At 73.4% G+C, this 24916-nt stretch carries 25 protein-coding genes; 17 read left to right on the forward strand and 8 right to left on the reverse strand.

Going from position 1 to position 24916, the window contains the following annotated elements; translation table 11 throughout:
- The first annotated feature begins 1 nt into the window (after position 1).
- From KYT88_RS14030 to KYT88_RS14055, 6 genes are all read left to right on the forward strand, one after another.
- A complete protein-coding gene (locus KYT88_RS14030) occupies positions 2-952 on the forward strand; it encodes a carbohydrate ABC transporter permease (protein WP_043584074.1) in 951 nt (316 codons plus the stop codon).
- Positions 953-1013: 61 nt separating this feature from the next.
- Positions 1014-2366: an ABC transporter substrate-binding protein gene (locus KYT88_RS14035; RefSeq protein ID WP_043584072.1), complete on the forward strand. Its 1353-nt coding sequence runs from the start codon at positions 1014-1016 to the stop codon at positions 2364-2366.
- Between the two features lie 81 nt (positions 2367-2447).
- Positions 2448-4247 carry a glycoside hydrolase family 35 protein gene (locus KYT88_RS14040; protein WP_043584070.1) on the forward strand — a complete coding sequence of 600 codons (1800 nt, stop codon included), beginning with the start codon at positions 2448-2450 and terminating at the stop codon, positions 4245-4247.
- Between the two features lie 105 nt (positions 4248-4352).
- The gene (locus tag KYT88_RS14045; protein WP_043584067.1) at positions 4353-5843 is read left to right on the forward strand and encodes an aldehyde dehydrogenase family protein; all 1491 of its coding nucleotides are present in this window, start codon (positions 4353-4355) and stop codon (positions 5841-5843) included.
- Positions 5840-7387, forward strand: a complete 1548-nt coding sequence (gene rfaE2, locus KYT88_RS14050) for a D-glycero-beta-D-manno-heptose 1-phosphate adenylyltransferase (RefSeq protein ID WP_043584065.1) — start codon at positions 5840-5842, stop codon at positions 7385-7387. The genes KYT88_RS14045 and rfaE2 overlap by 4 nt, the downstream gene beginning before the upstream one ends.
- Before the next feature lie 89 nt (positions 7388-7476).
- Positions 7477-7668, forward strand: a complete 192-nt coding sequence (locus KYT88_RS14055; protein WP_043584063.1) for a DUF2795 domain-containing protein — start codon at positions 7477-7479, stop codon at positions 7666-7668.
- A 98-nt stretch (positions 7669-7766) separates the two neighbouring features.
- Here KYT88_RS14055 and KYT88_RS14060 read toward each other — a convergent pair whose 3' ends face one another.
- Both KYT88_RS14060 and KYT88_RS14065 read right to left on the reverse strand, forming a co-directional pair.
- Positions 7767-8012: a hypothetical protein gene (locus KYT88_RS14060; RefSeq protein WP_043584061.1), complete on the reverse strand. Its 246-nt coding sequence runs from the start codon at positions 8010-8012 to the stop codon at positions 7767-7769.
- A gap of 140 nt (positions 8013-8152) precedes the next feature.
- Positions 8153-8293, reverse strand: a complete 141-nt coding sequence (locus KYT88_RS14065) for a hypothetical protein (RefSeq protein ID WP_167332592.1) — start codon at positions 8291-8293, stop codon at positions 8153-8155.
- 57 nt (positions 8294-8350) lie between these two features.
- Between KYT88_RS14065 and KYT88_RS14070 the strand changes: the two genes are divergently transcribed.
- The gene (locus KYT88_RS14070; protein WP_043584059.1) at positions 8351-8872 is read left to right on the forward strand and encodes a DUF2087 domain-containing protein; all 522 of its coding nucleotides are present in this window, start codon (positions 8351-8353) and stop codon (positions 8870-8872) included.
- On the opposite strand, the gene KYT88_RS14075 is transcribed toward KYT88_RS14070, so the two are convergent.
- The 6 genes from KYT88_RS14075 to KYT88_RS14100 form a co-directional block, all read right to left on the reverse strand.
- On the reverse strand, positions 8869-9813 hold the full coding sequence (locus tag KYT88_RS14075; protein ID WP_237583692.1) for a zeta toxin family protein: 945 nt from the start codon (positions 9811-9813) through the stop codon (positions 8869-8871). The two genes, KYT88_RS14070 and KYT88_RS14075, sit on opposite strands and share 4 nt — an antisense overlap.
- Before the next feature lie 64 nt (positions 9814-9877).
- Complete coding sequence (locus KYT88_RS14080; RefSeq protein WP_043584055.1) at positions 9878-10336, reverse strand: hypothetical protein; 459 nt, start codon at positions 10334-10336, stop codon at positions 9878-9880.
- A 159-nt stretch (positions 10337-10495) separates the two neighbouring features.
- Complete coding sequence (locus KYT88_RS14085; RefSeq protein ID WP_051629233.1) at positions 10496-10942, reverse strand: helix-turn-helix domain-containing protein; 447 nt, start codon at positions 10940-10942, stop codon at positions 10496-10498.
- 101 nt (positions 10943-11043) lie between these two features.
- Positions 11044-12219 (reverse strand): M23 family metallopeptidase, encoded by a 1176-nt coding sequence (locus KYT88_RS14090; protein ID WP_043584051.1) that lies wholly within the window; start codon positions 12217-12219, stop codon positions 11044-11046.
- A complete protein-coding gene (locus tag KYT88_RS14095; protein WP_237583693.1) occupies positions 12216-12785 on the reverse strand; it encodes a hypothetical protein in 570 nt (189 codons plus the stop codon). Before KYT88_RS14095 ends, KYT88_RS14090 begins: the two co-directional genes overlap by 4 nt.
- Positions 12785-14185, reverse strand: a complete 1401-nt coding sequence (locus tag KYT88_RS14100; RefSeq protein ID WP_043584049.1) for a MinD/ParA family ATP-binding protein — start codon at positions 14183-14185, stop codon at positions 12785-12787. Before KYT88_RS14100 ends, KYT88_RS14095 begins: the two co-directional genes overlap by 1 nt.
- Positions 14186-14452: 267 nt before the next feature.
- Here KYT88_RS14100 and KYT88_RS14105 point away from each other — a divergent pair, with 267 nt between their 5' ends.
- The 10 genes from KYT88_RS14105 to KYT88_RS14150 all read left to right on the forward strand — a co-directional run bounded on the left by KYT88_RS14105 (position 14453) and on the right by KYT88_RS14150 (position 24911).
- Complete coding sequence (locus tag KYT88_RS14105; RefSeq protein WP_043584047.1) at positions 14453-15064, forward strand: DUF6668 family protein; 612 nt, start codon at positions 14453-14455, stop codon at positions 15062-15064.
- Between the two features lie 30 nt (positions 15065-15094).
- Positions 15095-15418: a hypothetical protein gene (locus KYT88_RS14110; protein WP_043584044.1), complete on the forward strand. Its 324-nt coding sequence runs from the start codon at positions 15095-15097 to the stop codon at positions 15416-15418.
- Positions 15419-15463: 45 nt separating this feature from the next.
- Positions 15464-16225: a DUF8175 domain-containg protein gene (locus KYT88_RS14115; protein WP_043584042.1), complete on the forward strand. Its 762-nt coding sequence runs from the start codon at positions 15464-15466 to the stop codon at positions 16223-16225.
- Positions 16226-16306: 81 nt separating this feature from the next.
- Entirely contained in the window at positions 16307-17065 is a 759-nt protein-coding gene (locus KYT88_RS14120; protein WP_043584040.1) for a DUF8175 domain-containg protein, read from the forward strand.
- A gap of 1 nt (position 17066) precedes the next feature.
- Positions 17067-18626, forward strand: coding sequence for a TrbL/VirB6 family protein (locus tag KYT88_RS14125; protein WP_237583694.1), 1560 nt, complete (start codon positions 17067-17069; stop codon positions 18624-18626).
- Between the two features lie 12 nt (positions 18627-18638).
- Entirely contained in the window at positions 18639-20147 is a 1509-nt protein-coding gene (locus tag KYT88_RS14130; protein WP_119374257.1) for an SCO6880 family protein, read from the forward strand.
- A gap of 66 nt (positions 20148-20213) precedes the next feature.
- A complete protein-coding gene (locus KYT88_RS14135; RefSeq protein WP_043584038.1) occupies positions 20214-21911 on the forward strand; it encodes a putative type IV secretion/conjugal transfer ATPase in 1698 nt (565 codons plus the stop codon).
- A complete protein-coding gene (locus tag KYT88_RS14140; protein ID WP_043584036.1) occupies positions 21908-23680 on the forward strand; it encodes a type IV secretory system conjugative DNA transfer family protein in 1773 nt (590 codons plus the stop codon). The genes KYT88_RS14135 and KYT88_RS14140 overlap by 4 nt, the downstream gene beginning before the upstream one ends.
- Complete coding sequence (locus KYT88_RS14145) at positions 23677-24069, forward strand: DUF4913 domain-containing protein (RefSeq protein ID WP_043584245.1); 393 nt, start codon at positions 23677-23679, stop codon at positions 24067-24069. The genes KYT88_RS14140 and KYT88_RS14145 overlap by 4 nt, the downstream gene beginning before the upstream one ends.
- Positions 24024-24911 carry a hypothetical protein gene (locus KYT88_RS14150; RefSeq protein WP_237583695.1) on the forward strand — a complete coding sequence of 296 codons (888 nt, stop codon included), beginning with the start codon at positions 24024-24026 and terminating at the stop codon, positions 24909-24911. The genes KYT88_RS14145 and KYT88_RS14150 overlap by 46 nt, the downstream gene beginning before the upstream one ends.
- Positions 24912-24916 lie beyond the last annotated feature (5 nt).

Consider the following 24916-nt stretch of genomic DNA (forward strand, 5'->3'; position numbering starts at 1 on the left):
CGTGTCGACCCTCACCGGAACCCCCATCGCCGCGCCCGACGCCGGCACGCCCGTCCGCGACGCCCCGGCGGACAAGACGCCCAAGCGCCGCAGGCGCGCCGGCGCCCCGCGCGAGCGCCGGAGCATCGTGCTCACGCTCGTCATGGCGCTGCTGCTCATCTACTCCGTCCTCCCCCTCTTCTGGCTCCTGGTCAACTCGACCAAGACGCAGGACGCGCTGTTCAGCTCGTTCGGCCTCTGGTTCTCGGGCGACTTCGCGCTGTGGGACAACATCCAGGGCGTGCTGACCTACGGCAACGGCGAGTTCGTCCGCTGGCTCGGCAACACGCTGATCTACGTGGTCGTCGGAGCGGGCGGCGCCACGCTGCTCGCGACCCTCGCGGGCTACGGCCTCGCGAAGTTCGACTTCCCCGGCAAGAAGATCGTGTTCGCGGTGGTGCTCGGCGCCGTCGCGATCCCCGGCACGGCCCTCGCCGTGCCGACCTTCCTGCTGTTCAGCCAGATGGGCCTCACGAACACCCCGTGGGCGATCATCCTGCCGTCGCTCATCAGCCCCTTCGGCCTCTACCTCATCTGGACGTACGCGGTCGACTCGGTGCCCGAGGAGATCCTCGAGGCGGCCCGGATCGACGGGTCGAGCGAGATCCGCACCTTCTTCACGATCAGCCTGCGGCTCCTCAGCCCCGGCCTCATCACGGTGCTGCTGTTCTCGATCGTCGCGACCTGGAACAACTACTTCCTGCCCCTGATCATGCTGAGCGACTCCCGCTGGTACCCCCTCACGGTGGGCCTCAACCAGTGGAACGCGCAGTCCACCACCGTGGGCGGCCAGCCGATCTACAACCTCGTCATCACGGGCTCGTTCCTCGCGATCATCCCGATCGTGATCGCGTTCCTCTTCCTCCAGCGCTACTGGCAGTCCGGCCTCTCGGCCGGCGGCGTCAAGGCGTAGCGCCCTCCGACAGCACCTCCGCACCTCCCCTCACCACCACGAAGAAGTGAAAGGCACCACCATGTCCATCTCGTTCCCCCGCAGGGCGAAGCGCGCAATCGCGCTCGGCCTCGGCATCGTCCTCGCGGGCTCCCTCGCGGCGTGCTCGTCCGGATCGGGCGGCGCCAGCGCCGACACCGCCTCCGCCGACGACCTCGCGAAGGCCCTCGACACGCAGTCCTCCATCACCGTCTGGGGCTGGGCCCCCGCGATCAAGCCGATCGCCGAGGCGTTCGAGAAGGAGCACCCGAAGATCACGGTCGACGTGCAGAACGTCGGCACCGGCGCCGACCAGTACACGAAGCTCCAGAACGCCATCAAGGCGGGCAAGGGCGCTCCCGACGTGGCGCAGGTCGAGTACTTCGCGATCCCGCAGTTCGCGCTCGGCAAGTCCCTCGCCGACCTCTCGGGCTACGGCTACACGGACCTCAAGGACCAGTTCACGGCGTCCACCTGGAACGCGGTCACCGAGGGCGACGCCCTCTACGCGCTGCCGCAGGACTCGGGCCCCATGGCGATGTTCTACCGCCAGGACATCTTCGACAAGTACCAGATCGCCGTCCCCACCACGTGGGACGAGTACGTGGCCGCCGCGGAGAAGATGCACTCCGCCGACCCGAACCAGTACATCACCAGCGACTCCGGCGACGCCGGCTTCACCACGAGCATGATCTGGCAGGCCGGCGGCCACCCCTACAAGGTCGACGGCGACAAGGTCACCATCGACATGCAGGACGCGGGCGCCAAGAAGTACACGGCCATGTGGAACCAGCTCGTCGCCAACGGCTCGCTCGCCCAGACCCCCGGCTGGACCGACGAGTGGTTCCGCGGCCTCGGCGACGGATCCATCGCCACGCTGATCACCGGCGCCTGGATGCCCGGCAACCTCGAGGCGCAGGCCACCGAGGGCTCCGGCCAGTGGCGCGTCGCCCCCATGCCGCAGTACACCGCGGGTGACACCGCGACCGCGGAGAGCGGCGGATCCTCCATCGCCGTCATGCAGCAGTCCCAGAACAAGCTCGTCGCGGCGGAGTTCGCGAAGTTCACGACGGCCGACGAGCAGGGTCGCCAGATCTCGTTCGACGCCGGCGGATTCCCCTCCACCACGGCGGACCTGAACAGCCCCGAGTTCCTCGGCGAGACCCCCGAGTACTTCGGCGGCCAGAAGATCAACGAGGTGCTCAGCGCGGCCTCGAAGGAGGTCGTCCCGGACTGGCAGTACCTGCCCTTCCAGGTCTACACGAACAGCATCTTCAGCGACTCGGCCTCGGCCGCGTACTCCAACGGCACGTCGCTCGACCCCGTCCTCGAGGCGTGGGGCAAGGCGGCCGCCGAGTACGGCCAGCAGCAGGGCTTCACCGTCGACGTGAAGTAGCACCACCGATCGACCCGAGGGGAGGTGCGACGCGAGTCGCGCCTCCCCTCTCCCATGCCCTCCCTCACGCAAGGACACGACATGACCGGCCTCCCCGCCTCCAGCACCCGCTTCCGCATCGGCGCCGACGACTTCGAGCTCGACGGCCGCCCGCACCGCGTCATCGCGGGCGCGCTCCACTACTTCCGCGTGCACCCGGACCAGTGGGCCGACCGGATCCGCAAGGCCCGGCTCATGGGGCTCGACACCATCGAGACGTACGTCGCCTGGAACGCGCACTCCCCCGAGCGCGGCGCCTTCGACACGAGCGCCGGCCTCGACCTCGGCCGCTTCCTCGACCTCGTGCACGCGGAGGGCATGCACGCGATCGTGCGCCCGGGCCCGTACATCTGCGCCGAGTGGGACGGCGGCGGGCTGCCGGGCTGGCTGTTCGAGGATCCCGCGGTGGGCGTGCGCCGTAGCGAGCCGCTCTACCTCGCGGCCGTCGACGAGTTCCTCCGCCGCGTGTACGAGATCGTCGCGCCGCGGCAGATCGACATGGGCGGGCCCGTGATCCTCGTGCAGATCGAGAACGAGTACGGCGCGTACGGCGACGACGCCGACTACCTCCGCCACCTCGTCGACCTCACGCGCGAGTCCGGCATCATCGTGCCGCTGACGACCGTCGACCAGCCGACCGACGAGATGCTCTCCCGCGGCAGCCTCGACGAGCTGCACCGCACGGGATCCTTCGGCTCGCGCGCCACCGAGCGCCTCGCGACGCTGCGCCGCCACCAGCCCACCGGCCCGCTCATGTGCAGCGAGTTCTGGGACGGCTGGTTCGACCACTGGGGCGAGCACCACCACACGACCTCCGCGGCCGACGCCGCCGCCGAGCTCGACGCGCTGCTCGCCGCGGGCGCGTCCGTGAACATCTACATGTTCCACGGCGGCACGAACTTCGGCTTCACGAACGGCGCCAACCACAAGGGCACGTACCAGTCGCACGTCACCTCGTACGACTACGACGCCCCGCTGGACGAGACCGGATCCCCCACACCCAAGTTCTTCGCGTTCCGCGACGTCATCGCGCGCTACCGGGACGTGCCCGACGAGGGGCTCGCGGCGCGCGGCGACGCGCCCGCGTTCGAGGTCGCGTTCGACGCGGCCGTGCCGCTGGCCGACCTGGTGCCGGACGACCCCGCGGCCTGGCGCGCGACCGACGCCGTGCCGTCGATGGATCAGCTCGGCGTCTTCCGCGGGTTCGCGCTGCACCGGGTGGAGCTGCCGGCGTCGACCCGCACGCGCGTGCTCGCGTTCGGCGAGGTGCGCGACCGGGCCGTCGTCTCGGTCGACGGCGTGCGGATCGGCGTGATCCAGCGCGACCAGCACGAGACCGCGATCGCGGTGCCGCCCGGCCGGATCCTCGAGGTGCTCGTGGAGGACCAGGGGCGCGTCAACTACGGCGTGCGGATCGGCGAGGCGAAGGGTCTCATCGGGCCGGCGACGCTCGACGGCGAGGAGCTCACGGGGTGGGCGAGCGTGCCGCTGGACCTGGACGCGATGGCCGCTGCCGTCTCTTCCGCTGCGTCCTTCGCCGGGGCCCCCGTCGCGGAGCCGGTCCGCTTCCTCGACGGACCCGTGCTCGCGCACGCGTCCTTCGACATGGACGCGCCCGCCGACCTCTTCCTCGACACGCGCTCCTGGGGCAAGGGCGTCGCCTTCGTCAACGGCTTCGCGCTGGGTCGCTACTGGACCCGCGGGCCGCAGCACACGCTCTACGTGCCGGGCGCCCAGCTGCGCGCGGGCCGCAACGACCTGGTCGTGTTCGAGACGGGCGCGGCGGCGGATCCGGTCGTGGCGTTCCTGGCGCAGCCGGAGCTGGGGCACCTGGAGTCGTGATCCGCGCCTCCGTGTGAGGGACAGGGGAAGTGGGTACGGGCCGGGTGGCGCGCGAGCGCCCCCACCCGCGGATCCCCGCGGGCCGCCGACCCCGCGAGGAGACCCGTGACCACCGACACCGCACTCGACATCGACGGCCTCATCGACCCCGAGGATGCCGAGGCCGGGCCCGGGACGCTGCGGATCACGGATCCGCGCGACGGCTCGCTCGTGGGCGACATCGACGCGTCGACGCCCGACGAGGTCGACGCCGCCGTGCGCCGGTCGGTGGAGGCGTCCACCGCATGGGCCGCGACGCCGCCCGCCCAGCGCGGCCAGGCCGTGCGCCGGGCCGCCCACGCGCTCGCCGAGCGCGCCGAGGAGCTCGCCGAGCTCAACGCGCGCGAGACCGGCAAGCCGATCGGCGACGCGCGCGGCGGGGTCGGCGCGGGCGTCGACACGCTGCTCCAGTACTCCGAGCTCGGACCGGTGCACCGCGGGAAGAGCCTGCTCGGCACGCTCCCGAACGTCGACTTCTCGGTGCCGCGACCGCGCGGCGTCACGGTCGCGCTCACGCCGTGGAACGACCCGGTCGCGGTGGCCGCGGGGATCATCGGCGCGGCGCTCGTGATGGGCAACACCGTGATCCACAAGCCGAGCGAGCGCTGCCCGCACATTGGCGAGCTGCTCGGCCGGATCCTCGCCGAGGCCCTGCCCGACGGCGTGCTCGTCTCCGTGGTCGGCGGCGGCGACGTCGGCGACCGGCTCGTCGCGCACGAGGGCACGCGCGTGGTCGCGCACGTCGGATCCACCGCGGCGGGCGAGGCGATCGCGCGCCGGGCCGCCGGCACCCCCACCCACGTCATCCGCGAGAACGGCGGCAACGACCCGCTCCTCGTCGACGCGGGCGTCGATCCCGCATGGGCCGCCGCGCAGGCCGCCCTCGGATCCTTCGCCAACGCCGGCCAGATCTGCACCTCGGTCGAGCGGATCTACGTGCACCGCGACATCGCCGACCGCTTCACCGCGGCGCTCGTCGCGGAGGCCGAGCGCTGGAACTCCTCCGGCGACCTCGGCCCGCTGGTCGACGAGCGCATGCGCGACGCCGTGCACGAGCAGGTCGCGGAGGCGCTCACCGAGGGCGCCCGCGCGCTCGTCGGCGGCCGCGTGCCCGACGGCCCCGGATCCCGCTACCCCGCCACCGTGCTCGTGGACTGCACCGCCGACATGACCGTCATGAGCGCGGAGACCTTCGGCCCGGTCGCGGCCGTGCAGGTCGTCGCGGACTTCGACGAGGCGCTCGCCCGCGCATCCGACGACCGCTACGGCCTCGCCGCGAGCGTGCTCACGGGGTCGATGGAGCACGCGCAGCGCGCCGCGGCCGAGCTGCCCGTCGGCACGATCAAGGTCAACGGCGTCTTCGGCGGCGCGCCCGGCGGCGCCGCGCAGCCCCGCGGCCGCAGCGGATCCGGCTTCGGCTACGGCCCCGAGCTCCTCGACGAGATGAGCACCACGACCGTCGTGCACCTCGGGCTGCCCGTGCTCGACGCGGGCGCGGTCACCCCGGCCGAGGACGCGTCCGGCTCGGTCAGCACCGACGCGGGAGATGCCCGATGACCAGCGAGCTGCGCGGGATCATCGGCCTCCTCGCCGAGCGCCGACCCACCGTGACGGTCATCGGCGACGTCATCCTCGACGAGTGGTGGCGCGGCCACAGCGACCGGATGACCCGCGAGGCGCCGGCGCCCGTCGTGGACGTGACCGAGCGGATCCAGTCGCTCGGCGGAGCCGCGAACACCGCCGTGAACCTCGCGAGCCTCGGCGGCACCGTGCGCATGGTGGGCCTCGTCGGCCAGGACGCCGCGGGCGACCGCGTGCGCGACCTGCTGCTGGCCGCCGGCGTCGACGTATCCGGCCTCGTGCACTCGCCGCGCCTGCGCACCACCACGAAGACGCGCATCGTGGGCGACGACCAGGTGATCGTGCGGGTCGACGACGTGCACCGCGGATCCATCCACCGCGACGACGCGCGCGCCCTTGCCCGCGCCGCGCTCGAGGCGACCGCGGGCGTCGACGCCGAGATCGTGTCCGACTACGGCACCGGCACGCTGCACGGCGTGGTGCTCGAGTCCCTCGCCGCGCGTGCGAGCCGCCCCGGCCTGACGGTGGTGGATGCGCACGACCCGGCCATCTGGGCGCCGCTCCGCCCGGACCTCATCACGCCGAACGCGGGCGAGACCGGGCGCCTCGTCGACCGGCCGCTCACCCGCGACGAGGACCGCGCCGCCGCGGTCGCCTCGCTCGGCGATCGGATCCTGGCCGCGGCCGGATCCGCGACCGCCGTCGTCACCCTCGACCGCGACGGCACCGTCGTGCTCGGCGAGGGCGAGCCGTACCGCACGCGCGCGCACCCGGTGCCCGAGAAGCAGGCGTCGGGCGCGGGCGACACCTTCGTCGCCGCCCTCACGCTCGCGCGCGCGGTCGGCCTCCCGCTCGCGGTGAGCGCCGACTTCGCGCAGGCCGCGGCCGACGTGGTCGTGCGCCTCCCCGGCACGTCCGTGTGCTCCGCCGCGACCCTCGCCGACCATCTCGGCGAGACGCGCTCCCGCACGGTGTCGCAGTCCGAGCTCGTGGACCTCGTGGCGGGAGAGCGCGCCGCCGGCCGCCGGATCGTCTTCACGAACGGCTGCTTCGACGTGCTGCACCGCGGCCACACCACCTACCTCCGCCAGGCCAAGCGGCTCGGCGACGTGCTCGTGGTGGCGCTCAACAGCGACGACTCGGTGCGGCGGCTCAAGGGATCCGACCGGCCGGTGAACACCGCCGAGGACCGCGCGGGCGTGCTCGCCGAGCTGTCGTGCGTCGACGTGATCACCGTCTTCGACACCGACACCCCCATCCCGCTGCTCGAGGCGGTGCGGCCCGACGTCTACGCGAAGGGCGGCGACTACACGCCGGAGATGCTCGACGAGACCGCGGTCGTGCGCGCGTACGGCGGCGAGGTGTCGATCCTCGGGTACGTGCCGTCGCAGTCGACGAGCTCGATGGTCGACCGGATCCGCGCGTCGGCGCCCGACCCCGGCTTCACGCGGCCGGCGGGGACGGCGACGTCGGCGCCCGCGCAGCCCGCCGCGCCGGCGGATCCTGACGGCTCCCCGTAGATCGCGACCGTCCCCCTGCCCACTGCTCGACCTCGGGAGTCGACTCGACACGCGGGCGACGCAGCCCGCACCCGACGAGAGGACACCCCATGGCCATCAACCCCATCGAGCTCCAGAAGCACCTCAGCGGCCTCGACTACCCGGCGTCGAAGGATGCGATCGTGAAGAAGGCGGAGGAGTCGGGCGCCGACTCCGACACGCTCGACGCGCTCCGGAAGATCGAGGACAAGGAGTACGACGCGCCCACCGCGATCAACTCCGCGGTCTCCGACGCGAGCTGATCCGGCTCCTCACGGCACGCGCGCGGCCCCGGTCCTCCTCGCGAGGACCGGGGCCGTCCGCCGTTCCGGGCACGCGGAGCCCGGCGCGGCACGCAGCGCTACGCCGTGAGCGCGTGATCCCTCGGCAGCTCCGCGGCGATCGTCGCGAGCGCGTCCTCGACGGAGGCGAACCAATCGCAGAGGCCGGGCACGGGCCGCATCCGCATGAGCTCCACCCGGTGGTCGTGCTGCTGCACGTAGGCGAGGAGGCGGCTCGCGTCGGACTCGGGGATGCGCGCGTCGCACACCCGCCAGTCCGTGCTGCTGAGCGTGACGACCTCGAGGCGTCCGTCGTGGTGCTGCATGGTCCCCCTCGTTCTCCGCACGGGGAAACGCCCCGTCTGCCCGACGGTAGGCGCCAGGATCGATGGCCACGAGGGCCGCGACGTGAACCGTCAGTTGCCGGGATGCGGCGACTCCGGGGAGGACGCGCGGGATCCGGAGATCAGGGCCGGTACTGCTGCGGCTTGTCGAACCCCATCGGGTCGCCGTTCGACGGGTTCTGGCCGCTGCCGCCGATGCGGACCTTCCCGAGCACGTAGAGGATCCGCGTGAGGACGCGGCCGAGGAAGCGGAGGGCCGTCATCTCCCGACCGTACCGGCGCCGGTCGGCGGGGCGGAAGGCGCCGGGCAGGATGGGGGCATGGACCACATCGACCCGCGCCGCCTCGCCGCGGTGCTCGCCGACGCCGAGATGCGGGCCGCGTACGCGCGCGTCGTGCTCGGATCCGGCCTCGACGACGCCCTCGCCCACCTCTCCCCCGCCCGCGCGCGGAAGGCCCGAGCGGCGCTCACCGGATCCGGCCTCGTCGCGATCGCCGCCGACGGCACCGCGGCCGCGCCCGACGCCGTCTTCCGCGCGATCCTCGCCCAGCAGCCCGCGACGCCGCCCGCCCAGGGCGTCGAGCGCTTCCTCCGCGACGGCCGCATCGCCCAGTGGCCCGCGAGCCCCGCCGACCTCGACGACCTGCTGCGGCACGTCGTCGCCCAGGTGCTCGAGCCCGACGAAGTGCTCGACGAGAAGGCCCTCACGGACCGCCTCCTCCGCCTCACCGACGACCACGCGCTCCTCCGCCGCCACCTCGTGGACGCGGGACTCGTGCTCCGGACGCGCTCGGGATCCGAGTACGCGCGGGCGACGGACCGACTGGACCCGCCGGCCTAGCGCCCGCGGTCCACGCGCGCGGGTCCCGTGCGCCCTGCCGTCGTCCGACCTGCGCGCGCGATCCCCGGCAGCGGCCTCGCGCGCGGCGCCTCCGCCTCCGCGGGCCGCGTCGGAACCAGCGGTCCACCCCGCGTCGCCCGCGACATGTCGGTCTCCAGGACCGGCGGCGCCTTCACCTCGGCCTGCTCCGCCGTCGTCCGATACACGCGGTACCGCGACACCGCAGGCGACTCCTCCGCCACCATCCGCGCGTTCGCCTCCGGCCGCGACCGTCCGCCCGGATCCCCGTACACCCACGCCCCGAACTCGCTCGGCACCCACCGGCCCCCGAGCCCCTCGCCCTTCTCCGCGCGCTCGTTGCCCTCCCGCCACCGCTGCCGGATCCGCTCCTCCGACACCTCCCGCGGCACCTCCACATCCACGACCTGCACGTCATACCCCGCCCGCTCCAGCTCGCCCATGATCTGGCGCGCCTTCGTGTCCGAGCTCAGGACCGTGTCGATCACGATGTTCTTCCTCGCTGCGATCGCATCCTGCCGCAGCGCGTCCGCGAGATCCGAGGACTCCGCATGGACCAAGGACGACAGCTCCATCGGATGGAAGCGCTCGCCCGCCGCCTCGCGCTCCCGCACGGCGGCGGGCTTCATCCACGACTCATAGCTGCCATCCGCTATCGCCTCCCTCAGCAACCGCGCCTTGAACTCGTCCGCGTCGACGACCAGGAAGTCCTTGGACACATCACCCAGCGCCCGCTCCCGCGTCGACGTCTTCCCTGCACCCGGAGGCCCCGCCAGCACGACCGCACGACGCTCAGCGCCCAGCTCCGGGACCTCCTTGACCGCATCACTCAGCAGACGGTCGTGGAGGAGCTTGCGCGCTTCGGTGCGCTCGCCGTCCACGTACCAGGCGGGGTTGCTCTTCGTGGCGGTCTCGGCGTCCAACCCCAGAGGGCCACCGGCAACGGAGAGCTGACGCAGACCCTCGAGGTGGTCGGACGACACGCCTTCAGACACGACGCTGATGACGCCGGTCGAACACCTCGCGATAGACGTCCATGTCGATCAGCCCGTTCCGACTCGCTCTCTCGACCTCCGCCCACGTCCCCGGCGGGTTGACCACGAGGTTGTCGTATCCATCCGGCTCGTCCATGGGCACGTACGGGAACCGCACCAGCTCATCCACGAGCCGATCGCGATCCAGCATCCCCACCGAATACCGCTCGCAGATCTCATACGGCGTCGCCCCCGAGAACCCCGCGACCAGCACCGGCACCTCCCGGGCCGCAGCGATGCGATCCAGATCAGCAGGCTGGGACACCGCCAGATCCTGGACCAGCTTCGCCGCGTCGTACCCGGAATCCAGGAGCCGACGCACCTCCCGCAGGTAATCCAGCTCCACCAGCCGCAGCACGCGCAACGCACGCTCCGCCGGGCGCACCTCCACCGGCGCATCGAACAGACCCATCACGACCTCCTTGACCACATCACCGAAAAAGCGCCTCTGGGGAACCGGGGCCGCGAACGGCCCCCGCGCACGGCCGAGCGGCCGAGCGGACCCGACTGCGGGAAGCAGCCAGGCTAGGGCAGGCGGCGACCCGCCTGCCGCCCCCGCGCACCGCGCCCGTCAGCTCGCCGCGCGATCGCCCTTCGGCACGAAGTCCACCCGCTGGTTGCTCGTCTCCTCGAGCAGCCGGCGGATCGCCGCCTTCTCGATCAGCCAGCGGCCTCCGGGGCGCATGGCCGGGATCACGCCGTCGCGCAGCCAGCCGAGGATCGCCGGCCGGCTCTTCTGGAACAGCTCCATCAGGTCGCGGTGCGTGAGGTGGTCGGGGTAGGCGTCGAGCGGATGCGGGTACGGCTCGTGCGGCGGCACCGGCACGGTCGAGGTCGACTCGAGCCACTCGCGCACCTCGGAGCGGAACGCGATCCAGGAGTGCGAGATGCGGTAGCCGGGGATGATGCCCTTCGCGAACCAGAGGCTCACGGTCGTCTGCCCGATCTGCAGGATCCGCTGCAGATCCGCCGAACGCAGGGTCGCCGGCAGGGCGTCCCAGGTGTCGTCGTCTGCCATGGGCGGATGCTGCTCCGGTCGGATCTGGCGCGGGATGCTCGAATTTACCCGCCTGAGCAATTATGGCCGGAGGACCCCCGTGCATCGCAACCCCGCCCGTCTCACGCGGACGCATGCCGGCACTCCCCGCCGCAGAGCGTCACGCCGAACGCGGCGAAGAACCTCTCGGGATCCACGTAGCCGCTCACCGGCGCCCCCTGCGTCTGCGACTGCGGCAGGCCGCTGACGCGCGGGTCGGTGGATCCGGCGACGTCGATGCGGATGTCGAGGTGGCACCCCGTCGACGGGCCGTTCGACCCGACCTTGCCGATCTCCTGGCCGGGGGTCACGGTGTCCCCGACGTGGACCTCCATGTCCGGCTCGTACATGTGCAGGTAGCTGATCGTGTAGCCCGCGGCCGACCGGATCGACACCGTGTAGCCGCCCGCGGTGGTCACGCTGCCGGCCTGCGCGGCGAGCACGGGCGAGCCGCACGAGTAGCCGCTCCGCCCGGAGGACGTCCCCGTCTCCCGCGTCTGGTAGTCGTTCGCCGGGTGCCAGGACGAGGCGCCCGCGGTCGGGCTCACGCGCGGGCCGTAGCCGGAGGTCTGGTCGAAGGGGGCCTTCAGCGGGAGCACGGTGCCGCCTGCCGAGCAGCCGCCGACGGGCGCGGGCGTGGCGGAGGGATCCGGCGTGCCGGTCGCGGCGGGGGTCGCGGCCGGCGCGGCGGCGGATGCGCCTGACAGCTGGGCGACCACGTCCTCGGCCGGCTGCTGGAACTGCCGGTAGTGGTACGGATCCTTGTTGATCTGCACCTCGTGGATGGCGAGCGTCGGCTCGAGCGTCTCCCACCCCTCCACGGTCCGCAGCCGGGTGAGGAACAGCTTCGCGCTCGACGTCGGATCCATGCGCTCCTGCACCGTGCCCCACGACGACTGCTGCTGGAAGAGCCCGATCGAGTCGGCGATGGAGCCGTCGGGGTTCACCGCGTTGTCCCCGTAGTCGATGGCGCGGAGCGACGACTCGCCCATCGCGGCCATGACCCCGAGCACCTGCGCCTGCCGGGACAGGCCGAGGCCGGCGGCGGCGTCCATGATCGCGGCGGCGTTGTCGAGCTGGTCCCCCGAGTAGCCGTCCACGGGCGTGCGCGGCCCGGTCGACGAGGACGCCGCGCCCTGCGTCGTGCACGCCGACGCGTCGTCGCCGCCGAAGCCGAAGAGCACCAGGAAGACGATCATCCCCATCAGCGCCGCGGGCGTGCCGATGAGGATCAGTACCCCCTTCCCGGCGCCGTTCACTTGTCGCGGACGGCCTGGATCTCGTCCGCCGACCACGGAGCCGTGGTCGACGAGCGGATGAGGGCCACGTCGTAGTCGCCGTCGTCCGTGGGCACGCGCACGATGAGCGCGTACGCGGTGGGCGCGGGCATCACCGTGCCGGTGCCCGTGACCGCGTGTGCCGTGAGCTTCGAGGGGATCGTGGGCACGAACGCCACCGCCCCCTGCTGCGACAGGAGCGGCGTCATCTGCCGCTCCCACTCGGCCTCGGCGATCCCGGGCTGCGCGTAGGTGCGCATGACCTCGTCTGCCGCGGCGAGCGCCGCCGCCTGCGAGGCGGCGTCCGCCACCGGCTCGGGCTGGGCGGCGCCGTCGTCGTCCGTCGCGCCCGGGGAGGAGGTGCCGGCGTCGTTCGCGCCCGGCATCGAGTCGGCCGGGGACGCCGCGGGCGTCGTGCCCGGATCCCCCGGCGCGTCGCCGTGCACCGTGACGCTCGCGCAGCCGGCCGCCGAGAGCGCGAGGGCGGCGGCGAGCGCAACGGCACCCGCGGCGCGCGCGACGCGGATGCCCACGGCGGCGGCGCGCATCAGAGGCCGCGCGCCACGGCGGCGCCCGCGGAGAGCCAGGCCCGCTGCGTCTGCGCGCGGAGGGCCCCGTAGTTGAGGACGTCCGCGCCGAGGGCGGGGTCGTACGGGATGGTCACGACGTCGCGGGCGAGGGATCCGAAGCCCGTGGCGATCTTGTCGACCTCCGCCTCGCGCAGGTCGTGCTTGTGCGCGCTGACCACCACGACCGCGCGCTCGGCGAGCTCCGCGAAGTGGCCGCCGCGCTCGGCGAGCCCCTCGATCAGCAGGGCCGCCGACTCCGCCGCCTTGGCCTCGCCGATGGTCGGCACCACGATCTGGTCGGCGCGCTCGATGGCGCGCAGCCACATCGGGTCGGTCTCGTCGTTGCCCGAGTCGATGAGCACCAGCCGGTAGAACTTCGCGGCGACCGCGTGGATGAGATCCACCGTGGTGTCGTCGAAGCGCTGCTGCGTGGCGAGCACCTCGGGCTTCGAGCGGAGCACGTCGTAGCGGTCGCGGGTCTGGTGGTGGACGAAGTGGGCGAGGTCGGCGGACTGCGCGCCGGTGCCGAGGAGCCGGTCGACCTGCGGCAGGAGGTCGAGGATGCTCGCGTCGTGCGGGCCCTGCTCGGTGCTCCAGCCGAGGGTGCCGCGCGTCTGGTTGTTGTCCCAGGCGAGCACGCCCGCGCCGCCGTGCCGCGCGAAGACGGACGACAGGCAGATGGTGGTCATGGTCTTGCCGACCCCGCCCTTGCCGTTGACGACCGCGACCGTGCGGGGCCCTGGCCAGTGCTGGCTGACGAGGCGGGTCCACTCGCGCTCGCGGCGCTCGGCCTCGGACGGCGACATGCGGATCCCGACGCGGGTCAGCGCGCCACGCATGCCCTGCGACGCCGGCTCCTCCACCTCCTCGCGCGTGAGGAAGGACTGACGGGCGGCGCGGCGGGTGAGCGGCGGATCCGCGGGTGCGAAGGGATGCGCGCTCGCGGCCTGCGCGGTCGCAGCCGGCGCGGTCGCAGCCGATGCGGATGAAGCCGACGCGGACGCAGGCCCGCCCGCGGTCATCGGGGCCGCGGCCGAGACAGGAGCAGGGACAGCCGGCGCGGGGTCGACGGCAGCGGGTGCCGCGATCGCGTCCGCCCGGTCGAGCTCGCTCAGCGCCTCGATGAGCCCGTCGGGAGCCACGGCGAGCGCCTGGGATCCGAAGCGGTCGCGCGTGGTGAGGCGCACCGCCCGCTGCATCTGCAGCGCCGTGCCGCGCACGCTCATCAGGATGCCGCGGCGGATCTCGTCCTCCGCCGCCTCCGCGAACGGCGTCGCGACGCCGTTGACGGTGAGGACCCCGGTGGCCCGGCCGTCGGCCGTGGGCGTGATGGTGGCGTCGATGCGGGGGAAGGCGGGCACGGTCGGGGCGTCGGTCATCTGCGGCTCTCGGTGAAGGGGGCGTCGTGCGGATCGTTCGGGACGAGACGCCGGGCGTCCCGTGTGGAGAGCCGGCCCGCGCGAGCGGTCGTGCCCGCCAGGATCGACGACGGCGAGACAGTCTCTTGGAAAATGCGAGCAGGATCAAGCACTTGCGCCTGCGCAAGCACTTTGACAGCATCACCGTGCAGCGTCCTGTCGACATCCCCCGCCCGGTGGATCACGCGTGAGGCGAGCACGAGACCCTTCGGGTGGGATGGGCAGGGCATGAGCGACAGCGGCAATCCATGGGTGGTCGGCGCGCCCGCGGTCGTCGACGCACCCGCATCCGACACCCCTCCCCTCACCCGCCGCGAGCGCCTCCGCGGACCCCGCGCACCCCAGCCGGCCACCGTCGCCGCGCCCGCAGCGGCCGACCGCCTGCCCGTCCGCCGCGCGGACGGGACCGCCGAGCTCTGGTGGGTCGGCGCCCACGGCGGTGCTGGCGAGACGACACTCGCGCGCCTCGCTCCCGGATCCCGCGCCGCCGGCCGCGCCTGGCCCGCGCCTGTCGCCGGATCGCCCACCTCGCGCGTGGTCGTGGTCGCCCGCACCGACCACTCCGGCCTCCTCGCGGCGCAGCGCGTCGCCCGCGAGTGGGCCTCGGGCCAGGTCGCCGGCCTCGTCGACCTCGTCGGCCTCGTGCTCGTCGCGGATGCGCCGGGCCGCCGCCCCAAGGAGCTCCGCCAGCTCGAGCAGCTCGTCGCCGGCGGCTACCCGCGCGCGTGGACGCTGCCGTGGATCGACGCGTGGCGCCTCGGCCCCGCGGATCCCGCCGACATGGGCCGCGAGCACCAGCGGCTCCTCGCCGACCTGCAGCTCACCGCTTCCCCCCGCTGATCCCCCCCCCTTCCACGAGAGGTCCCCCGCATGTCCCCCACGCTCCTCGCGCTCGACGCCGTCCACCAGGCGTCGGCGCACATCCACCACGCCATGGACACCGTCGCCATCGACGTGCCCGACGGCCAGGCCTCGGCCCCCGACGACTGGACCGAGAAGTTCGGCCGCATCATCGGCATCGCCAAGTGGGTGCTCCTGCCCCTCGCGGTGCTCTCCCTCATCGCCACCGGCGCGATGCTCTTCCGCAACAACCGGCACGAGGGCGGCGAGATCCAGGAGCGCCTCATCAAGATCGGCTTCGGCCTCTTCCTCGGGCTGGGCGCCGCGTCGCTCGTGAGCTTCGTGATCGCGTAGCGCGACCTCCCGCTTCCCCGCCGCCCGCTCCCCGAGAGGATCCCGTTGAGCACCCCCGCCACGCCCGCCCGCACGCGCACGCTCCTGATCGCGATCGCCGCGCTCCTCGCGCTGATCCTGGTGGGCGGCGGCATCGCGGTGGCGACGGGCGCGTTCTCGGGCGGCGGGGCGCCGGTCGCGGCGCCGACGGGCGACGCGGCCGCTGCAACAGAGGCAGGCACCTCGACGAGCGCACCCGCGCTCCCGGACGGCACCGCCTCCGTGTGCGGCCTCCCGGGATACGAGGAGACGAGCTCGCTCGCCACCGCTCCGCAGGCGCATTGGGTGATCATCGGCAACACCGCGGTCCCCCAGGACGCCACCACGACGGGGCCCGGGAAGGTCGAGGACGACGGCAGGTTCACCACCTGCTTCGCGCACACGGCGGCCGGCGCCCTCTTCGCGAGCATCAACTTCCTCGCCGTCGGCACCGACTCGCGCAACTTCCCTCGCCTCTACGAACTCCTGGCGGAAGGAGATGCCCGGGACGTGGCGCAGTCGGTCGGCTCGACCAGGGAGGCGCAGGACTCGTCGGGCGACTCCGGCGCGCAGGTCTCCGGGTTCAAGGTCGACCGGTACTCCGCAGATGAAGCCACTGTCGATCTTGCGCTCTCCTACTCAGGCAACCAGCCGCAGCTGATCAGCATGCCGGTCGTCCTCCGCTGGGAGCACGGCGACTGGAAGATCGTGTTCGGCAAGGACGGTCCGCCCATCAAGCCGTCCTCGCTCACGAGCCTCGGGGGCTACATCCCGTTCGCGGGGGTGTGACGCCGTGGCCGACCACATCAGCGAGATGCCCCTCACCACGAAAGTCCAGCAGCCCCTTCCCGCCCTCCCGAGAGGATCCTCATGAGCACCCCCGCCACGCCCTTCCACAAGCGCCCGCTCTGGATCGCCATCGCGGCCTTCCTCGCCCTCGTCCTCGTGGCCGGTGGCATCGCGGCGGCGACGGGCGCGTTCTCGGGCGGCGGGACTCCCGCCGCGGCGCCGAGGAGCGATACGACCGCTGCCGCGGAGCCGGAGACGCCCGCGTCGCCGAGTGCGTCCGCGCTGCCGGAGGGCGCCGCTTCCGTGTGCGGCCTCCCGGGGTACGAGGAGACGAGTTCGCTCGACACCGCTCCCGCGACGACGTGGAAGCTCGTCGGCACGGTCGCTGTGCCGGACGACCCTCAGGGCGCGGGCCCGGGCCGGACCGACTCGGGCGGGCTGCGCACGTGCTACGCGCATACCGCAAAGGGCGCCCTGTACGCGGTCGTCAACTACATGGGGCAGTCGACCGACGGACGACTGAGGACGCGCATCGCCGACCTTGCCGCCCAAGGTCCTGGCAAAGCGGCAGCAGCCAAGTCGCTCGCTTCCCCCAGCTCGTCCTCGGACGGACGTCTCCAGGTCGCCGGCTTCAAGATCTCGGCGTATTCGGGCTCCGAGGCGACCGTCGACGTGGCCACCGCGATCACGAGCAAGGGCGGCGCCCTCGTCAGCTTCCCGATCGTCATGCGGTGGGAGGACGGCGACTGGAAGATCGAGCTCGCCGACGACGGCACGCTCCCGCTCGACCCCTCGCAGATCCAGAGCCTGGGCGGCTACATCCCGTGGGCCGGGGCCTGACATGTCCTGCGGGTTCGGCGATCTGGTGGGCTGCGGGACCGATGCGATCGCATCGGCCATCGAGCAAGGCGCGAAGAACACGCTCGAACAGCTGATGGACGCCGCGCTCGAGACCTTCGGCAAGGTCGTCGCATCCCTCGGCACCATGTGGGTCTACATACCGGGGCCGCAGTTCACGAAGGGCGAGGGCTCGACCGTCGGCTACGAGCCGAACTCGACCGTCACGGGCGACTTCGACACGCTGCTCGGGTACGTCGCGTGGATCGGGCTCGTCGTGGCCGTCCTCTCGATCATCGGGTTCGCGATCCTCTACATGCGCGCCCGATCCTCGGAGACGGGCATGGACGCCCTCGGGCGGCTCGGGCTGGTGCTCGGCGGCGTCTTCCTCATCACCAGCGCGTCATCCCTGGTCGCCTGGGTCATTCCGAAGACGGCTCCGGACGGATCCACCACAGCCGTGGGTTTCTTGCAGAACTCGACGTGGTTCGTCGTCCTCGCGATGGCGGTCGGGTCGGTGATCCTCGCGGGGATCCGGCTGGCGTGGACGCAGCGGGCGGAGCCGGTCCGCGAGCTGCTCCGGTCCCTGGTCACCCTCGTGATGGTCTCCACCATCGGGCTCACGGTGATCCAGCTGGCCGTCCGGCTCGGTGACGCCTTCGCGGTCGGCGTGCTGAACGCGGCGACCAAGTGCGATGTGGCGGACGTCGGCGGCAACTGCTTCGGCAGCAACATCGCGCTCATGATGCAGCTCACCGCGCAGTCGCCCTTGGGGACGATCGGCGTCCTGATCCTCGCCCTCATCGCGATCCTCATCTCGTACGTGCAGATCGCCATGATGATCGTCCGGTCGGCGATGCTCGTCCTCCTCGCCGGGATCCTGCCGCTCACCGCGAGCTTCACGAACACGCCGACGGGGAACCAGTGGTTCCGCAAGTCGCTCGGATGGCTGACCGCGTTCATCCTCTACAAGCCGGCAGCCGCCCTCGTCTACGCCGCCGCGTTCCGCCTCATCGGCACCGACCTGTTCGCGAAGGACGGGCAGGGCATTTGGGCCGTGCTCACCGGGGTCGCGCTCATGCTCATCGCGCTGATCGCGCTGCCCGCGCTCATGCGGTTCATCGCGCCGATGGTCGCGCCAGCGGGCGGGGTGTCGGGCGCTGCGGTGGCCGGCGCGGTGATGGGCGGGGCCGGCGAGGCGGCGTCCGGGGCGATCAAGCAGGCCGGATCCATGGCGACCAGGTCGAACGGCGGCGGTGGCGGCGGCGGCGGCGGCGGATCCGCTTCCGGTCCCTCCGGAGCAGCCAACGCCAGCGCCGGCGCACGCAGCGGCACCGCCGCCAAGGGCGCAGCTGCCGGAGCGAAGGCCGGCGCCGGCGCGAGCGGCGCGGCAGCGGGCGGCGCCGCAGGCGGTGCGGCCGCCGCGGGAGCCGCGGTCGCGGGCCCCGTCGGGCTCGCCGCGCTCGGCGTCGCGAAGCTCGCCGAGGGCGCCAAGAAGGCCGCGCACGCCACCAGGGGCGCCGTCGAGGACGCCGCGGGAGAGGGCCCCTCGGGGGCCAGGTAGGGACACGGATCCATGAGCGCCATCGAGGGCCGCGCCACAGCGCGCACGTACGGCAACTGGCGGAAGCCGCGCACCCGCGGCGTCGGCGGGCTCGGCATGTTCCCGACGATGTTCGGGTTCGCCGGGGCCGTGATGGTCATCATCGTCGCCACCAACAAGGGACTCGTCGCCGGGGTGATCACGGCGGCGGTGTTCGCCGGCGTGCTCGCCGCGGTCGCGGTCAAGGACAAGCACGGGGAGTCGGGGATGATCCGGATCATGAACCGCGCGGGCTGGCTGTTCGCCCGCAACCGCGGCGCGCACCTCTACCGCTCGGGGCCGCTGGGCTTCGCGGAGTGGGGCACGGCGCAGCTGCCCGGCCTCGCCGCGGGATCCCGCCTCACCGAGTGGAAGGACTCCTACGGCCGGCCGTTCGCGCTGATCGAGGTGCCGTCGACCAACGACTTCACGGTCGTGCTGGGGGCGGAGCCCGACGGATCCGCGCTGGTGGATCAGGAGCAGGTCGACATCTGGGTGGCCGAGTGGGGCTCCTGGCTCGAGGCGCTCGCCGACGAGCCCGGCCTCGTGGCCGCATCCGTCACGCTCGAGACCGCGCCGGACACCGGCACGCGGCTCGCGTCCGAGGTGCTCGGGCGCATCGACGACCGCGGGTCCGCGTTCTCCAAGAGCGTGCTGCGCAAGATCGTGGCCACCTACCCGGCGGGCGCCGCGACCATCAAGGCGTACGTCGCCATCACCTTCGCGGGCGCCGCGCGCACCGGTGCGGCACGACGCAGCCCCGAGGAGATGGGCCGCGAGCTCGCCTACCGGCTGCCCGGCCTCACCTCGGGCCTGTCCTCCACCGGCGCGGGAGCCGCCCGGCCGCTCACGGCGCAGGACCTGTGCGAGGTGGTGCGGATCGCCTACGACCCGGCCGCCGCGATCCTCATCGACCAGGCGAACTCCGCCGGGCAGGCCACCGAGCTGTACTGGCCGGAGGTCGGGCCGACCGCGCACCAGGCCGCATGGGACTCCTACCGGCACGACTCGGCGCTCTCGGTGTCCTGGATGATGTCGCAGGCCCCGCGCGGCAACGTGGGCGAGTCGATCCTGTCGCGCCTGCTCGCGCCGCACCGGCACATCGCCCGCAAGCGCGTGACGATGCTCTACCGGCCCATCGACCCGGCGCGCGCCGCCGCCATCGTCGAGGCCGACAAACGCGACGCCGAGTTCCTCGTCGGGTCCACCAAGAACCCCACCGGCCGGTCGCGCAAGGACGTCATCGCGGCGTTCGCGAACGAGTCGGAGGAGTCGGGCGGAGCGGGACTCGTGAACTTCGGGATGGTCGTGACCGCGACCGTGCAGGATCCCGCGACCATCGAGGACGCGCGCGCCGCCGTCGACAGCCTCTCCGCGCAGGCCCGCATCCGCCTCCGCGTGGTGCACGGCTCGCAGGACTCCGCGTTCGCCGCCGGCCTGCCGCTCGGCCTGGTGCTGCCGCGGCACCTCGCCATCCCGCACGACATCCGGGACCAGCTGTGATCCGCCGCCCGCGCGCCGCCTGCCGGGTCGTGTCCGCCCCTGCCGCCCGCCACGAGAGGAGCGCCCGTGCCCGCGCTTGACCAGGGATCCCGCAAGGTCGCCACCCGCCGCACCCGGAAGGCAGCCGCCTCGGCGGCCCGCACGGCGTCCGAGGCCGAGGCCCGTCCCGAGGTGCCGCGGCCGACCCGGGAGGAGCGTCGCGCCCTCCGCACCGCCGCCCGGTCCCACCGTCGCCCGTCGCCGCGCGGCTGGCTCGGCCGCGCCCGCGGCGAGACGGTGCTCGTGCAGCCCGCCCCGGAGTGGCGCGGCACCACCGTTCAGGTGTGCGGCCTGTGGCCGTACGCGGTCGGATCCAGCAGCCCCATCAGCGGCGTGCCCCTCGGCCTGCACCTCGACACGGGCGCCACCGTCTGCGCCGACCCGATCTCCTGGTTCCAGTCCGGGATCATCTCCAACCCGTCGATCTTCGCCCTCGGCCTCCCCGGCCTCGGCAAGTCCACCCTCATCCGCCGCATGTGCGTGGGCGGAGACGGCATGGGCTACCTGCCGCTCGTGCTCGGCGACCTCAAGCCCGACTACGTCGACATGGTGCACGCGCTCGACGGCCAGGTCATCACGCTCGGGCGCGGTCGCGGGCACCTCAACGTGCTGGATCCGGGCGGCGCGATCGAGGCGGCCGAGCAGCTGCGGGCCGCGGGCTTCGAGCAGGAGCGCCAGCGCCTCATCGCCGACGCGCACGGCCGGCGCAACACGATGGTCTCGTCGCTGCTCACCATCCTCCGCAAGCAGGCGCCCGACGACGTGGAGGAGTCGATCATCGACGCGGCCCTGCGCGTGCTCGACGACGAGTTCCCGGGCATCCCCGTGCTCGCCGACCTGCTGCGCGTGATCCAGGACGCCCACCCCGCCGTGCGCGACGTGGCGGTGGACCGGGGCGACCTCGGGCGCTACCAGGAGATCACGCGCGGGCTCGAGGCCAGCCTCATCAGCCTCACGCGCGGCGGCCGGCTCGGCGAGATCTTCGCGCAGCAGACCGACGTGGCGATGCGGCACGACCGGCCGGTGGTCTACGACGTGTCGTCCATCGACGAGTCGGACACCGACCTGCAGGCCGCCGTGCTCCTCGCCTGCTGGTCGCAGGGCTTCGGCACGGTGAACGTCGCGACCGCGCTCGCCGACGCGGGCCTCCAGCCCCGGCGGCACTACCTGATCGTGATGGACGAGCTGTGGCGCGCGCTCCGCGTGGGCAAGGGCATCGTCGACCGCATCGACTCGCTCACGCGCCTCAACCGGCAGCGCGGTGTGGGGCTCGCGATGATCACGCACACCATGTCCGACCTGCTCGCGCTCGCCGACGAGCAGGACCGGATGAAGGCGCGCGGCTTCGTCGAGCGCGCCGGCATGGTCGTCGCGGGCGGGCTGCCGCGCGCGGAGATGTCGATGCTCACGCAGGCGGTGGCGCTGTCGCGGTCGGAGCAGGACCTCGTCATGTCGTGGCAGAACCCGCCCGGCTGGTCGCCCGACCAGGAGCCGCCGGGACGCGGGCGGTTCCTCATCAAGGTCGGCGGGCACCCGGGGATCCCCGTGCACGTGGAGCTCACCGAGGAGGAGCGGCACATCAACGACACCAACAAGGCGTGGCACGCGACCGAGTCGTTCCCCGAGCCCGACGAGGCGACCGGGCGGCCGACGGAGCCGGCCGTGGCCGGGGCCGTCGACGGGTTCGACGCCGAGCGCGAGACCGTCGAGGCCGGCGCCGCATGAGCTCCGACCGCACCAACCGCCGCGCCGAGCCGGGGCGCGCGAACCCGGGCACGATCATCGCGACGTGGGCGATCGGCATCGCCGCCGGCCTGCTCGCGTCCGCGTGGGCCGGGCTCGCCGCGGCGCACGCGCTCACGGGCGAGGGGGCGGCACTGCCCGCGGATCCGCTCGCCGCCGCCATCGCGCTGAAGAAGGGCGAGGTCGCGTGGACCCCGCTCGCGGTCGTGCTCGCCGTGGTGGTCGCCGCGCTCCTCACGGCGCTCGCGGTCGCCGTCGCGCGTGCCGTCCGCCGCCTCGGCCGCGGCCGCACGCGCGTCGACCGCAGCGCCCGCTACCTCGCCTCCGCGTCCGACCTCGAGGAGCTGCGCGAGCGGGCGTCCCTCGCGAAGGCCGCGCGCCTCGGCGTGCCGGGTCGGCCCGGGCTGCGGCTCGGCCGCGACCTCCGCTCCGGCGGCATGGTCTACGCGTCGTGGGAGGACGTGGTCGTCGGCATCGCCGGGCCCCGCGTCGGCAAGACCACCTCGCTCGTGGTGCCGGCGATCCTCGCGGCGCCCGGCGCGCTCATCACCACGTCGAACAAGCCCGACGTCGTGCACGCCACCCGCGACCTGCGCGCCGGCGTCGGCACCGCGTGGGTCTTCGACCCGCAGCAGGTCGTGGACGAGGAGCCGACCTGGTGGTGGGATCCGCTCTCCTCCGTCACCGACGACACCTCCGCCGCGAAGCTCGCCGGGCACTTCGCCGCCGGATCCCGCGAGCCCGACGACCGCGGCGACGCCTTCTTCGACGCCGCCGGCAAGGACCTGCTCACCGGTCTCCTCCTCGCTGCCGCGCTCGACCGCCGGCCCATCACGGACGTGCTCGGCTGGCTCACGGATCCGGACGAGCGCGAGATGGTGGCCGTGCTCCGCCGCGGCGGCTACCCGCTCATCGCGGACGACGTCGAGAGCGCCTCGCGCACCTCGCCCCGCCAGCGCGACGGCGTGTACGCGACGGCCCGCAAGATGGCGTCGTGCGTGCGCAGCAGCCGCATCAACAGGTGGATCACCCCAGCCGGCGGCGACGCGGCCGCGGATCCCCGCCCCCGGCTCGACCCCGACGCCTTCGTCCGCTCCACCGACACCCTCTACTCCCTCTCCGTGGAGGGCGAGGGCACGGCCGCCCCGCTCGTCACGGCGCTCACGGTCGCCATCGTCGAGGCCGCCGAGCGCCTCGCCCGCACGCAGCCGGGCGGCCGCCTGGCGACGCCGCTCGTGTGCGTGCTCGACGAGGCCGCGAACGTGTGCCGCTGGAAGGAGCTGCCCGACCTGTACTCGCACCTCGGCTCGCGCGGGATCCCGGTCATGTCGATCTTCCAGTCGTACGCGCAGGGCGTGGACGTGTTCGGCCGCGAGGGCATGCGCAAGCTGTTCAGCGCCGCGAACGAGGTCGTGTACCTCGGCGGCGTGAAGGAGGCCGAGTGGCTGCGGGAGCTGTCCGAGCTCATCGGCGACTACGACCACGAGACGGTCTCCAGCTCGACGACGCGCGGGGTGCGGTCGACGAGCGTGCAGAACGACCGGCGCCGGATCCTCGACACCGCGGAGCTCGCCGAGCTGCCCCGCGGCCGTGCCGTGCTGCTCGCGTCCGGGGTGCGCGCCTCGATGATCGCGACCGTGCCGTGGATGGACGGACCCGAGGCCGCCGTCATCCGCGCCTCGCTCGCGGCGGCCGACGCGCGTGCGACATCCGGCTCGGCGACGGCACCGACGCCGGGGGCCGCGTCGTGACGGACGCCTTCGGCTGGGGCGACGCGCCCGCAGCGTCCGCATCCGCGGATCCGGTCTTCGCCGACGTCGACGGGTTCGTGCGCGACTTCCTCGCGCCCACCTACCGCCGCGAGGTGAGCCCGCGCGGCGATGGCCGGTGGGATCCGGAGTGGTGGCGCCACCCCGAGGCCGTCGCGCGACTCGAGGCGCTGTGGCTCGCGTGGGAGGCGCTGCGGCTGGAGGGTGCGACCGGGATGAGCGTCTGGTGGCGGGATCACGCCGACTACCACCTCGCCGTCCTCATGGGCCCGACCGGGCCGTTCGCCCGCACATCCGCCACCACCGAGGCCGGGGAGCCGCTGCCGTGCGCGCCGCGGCCGGAGCCGGATCCGACCGGAGCCCCGTCGTGAAGCGCGAGGTGCCGGGCTGGTTCCGCCTGCTGCTCTGCTGGCCCGCTCTGCTCGTGCTCGGGATGGGGCTGCTCGCGCTCCTGACCGCGGTGGCGGATCCGTCGGTGCTCACCCGGCCCGAGACGCTCATCCCCGGGCTCGTGCTCCTGCTCCTGTGCGTCGCGGCGGTGCGGACCCTGATCCGCGGCGCGCGTGTGCTGGCCGGCATGATCCGCGGTGCCCGGCACGAGCTCGCCCGTCCGGCCCGCGAGGCGGCGGCCGCCGAGGACCTCGCGGCCAGGAGCGCCGCGGGCTGGGCGGAGGCGTGCCGTCTCCGGGCATCGCTGCTGCGCGGGGAGCGCCCGCCCGGGATCCCCGTCTGGGACGTCGTCGCCGAGCCCGGCGAGGTGTTCCTCTACGACGTGCAGGCGGACTACGAGCGGTACTACGGGCAGGACGTCGCGTACACCCGCTCGAGCGGGTTCCTCGTCGGGAGCCCCGCGTTCGTGCTCGGCGGGATGGCGGTCGCTGCCCTCGGGAACGCGTCCCGGCGGAGCGCGGCCGAGGCGCAGGCCGCGGAGCGGTGGCGCGAGCTGCAGCCCGTGCGCCTCGTGATCTCCGACCGCCGCCTCCTCTGCCAGGTCGGCGGCCGATGGCTCGCGTTCTGGTACGCGGGCATGACGGCCGTCTACCCCGAGGTGGCCGAGTGGGCGCTCGTGTGCCAGTTCCCCGACGTCGAGCCGCTGCGCCTGCGCGGCGTCGACGCCCCCATCGCCGCCGTGATCACGGTGCTCGGCACCCAGGGCCTCGACGCGCTGCGCGACCACCCGAGCCTGCAGCCGCTGGGGGCGACGGGATCCTGACGGCC

The sequence above is a fragment of the Clavibacter sp. A6099 genome (assembly GCF_021919125.1).
Classification (GTDB): domain Bacteria; phylum Actinomycetota; class Actinomycetes; order Actinomycetales; family Microbacteriaceae; genus Clavibacter; species Clavibacter seminis.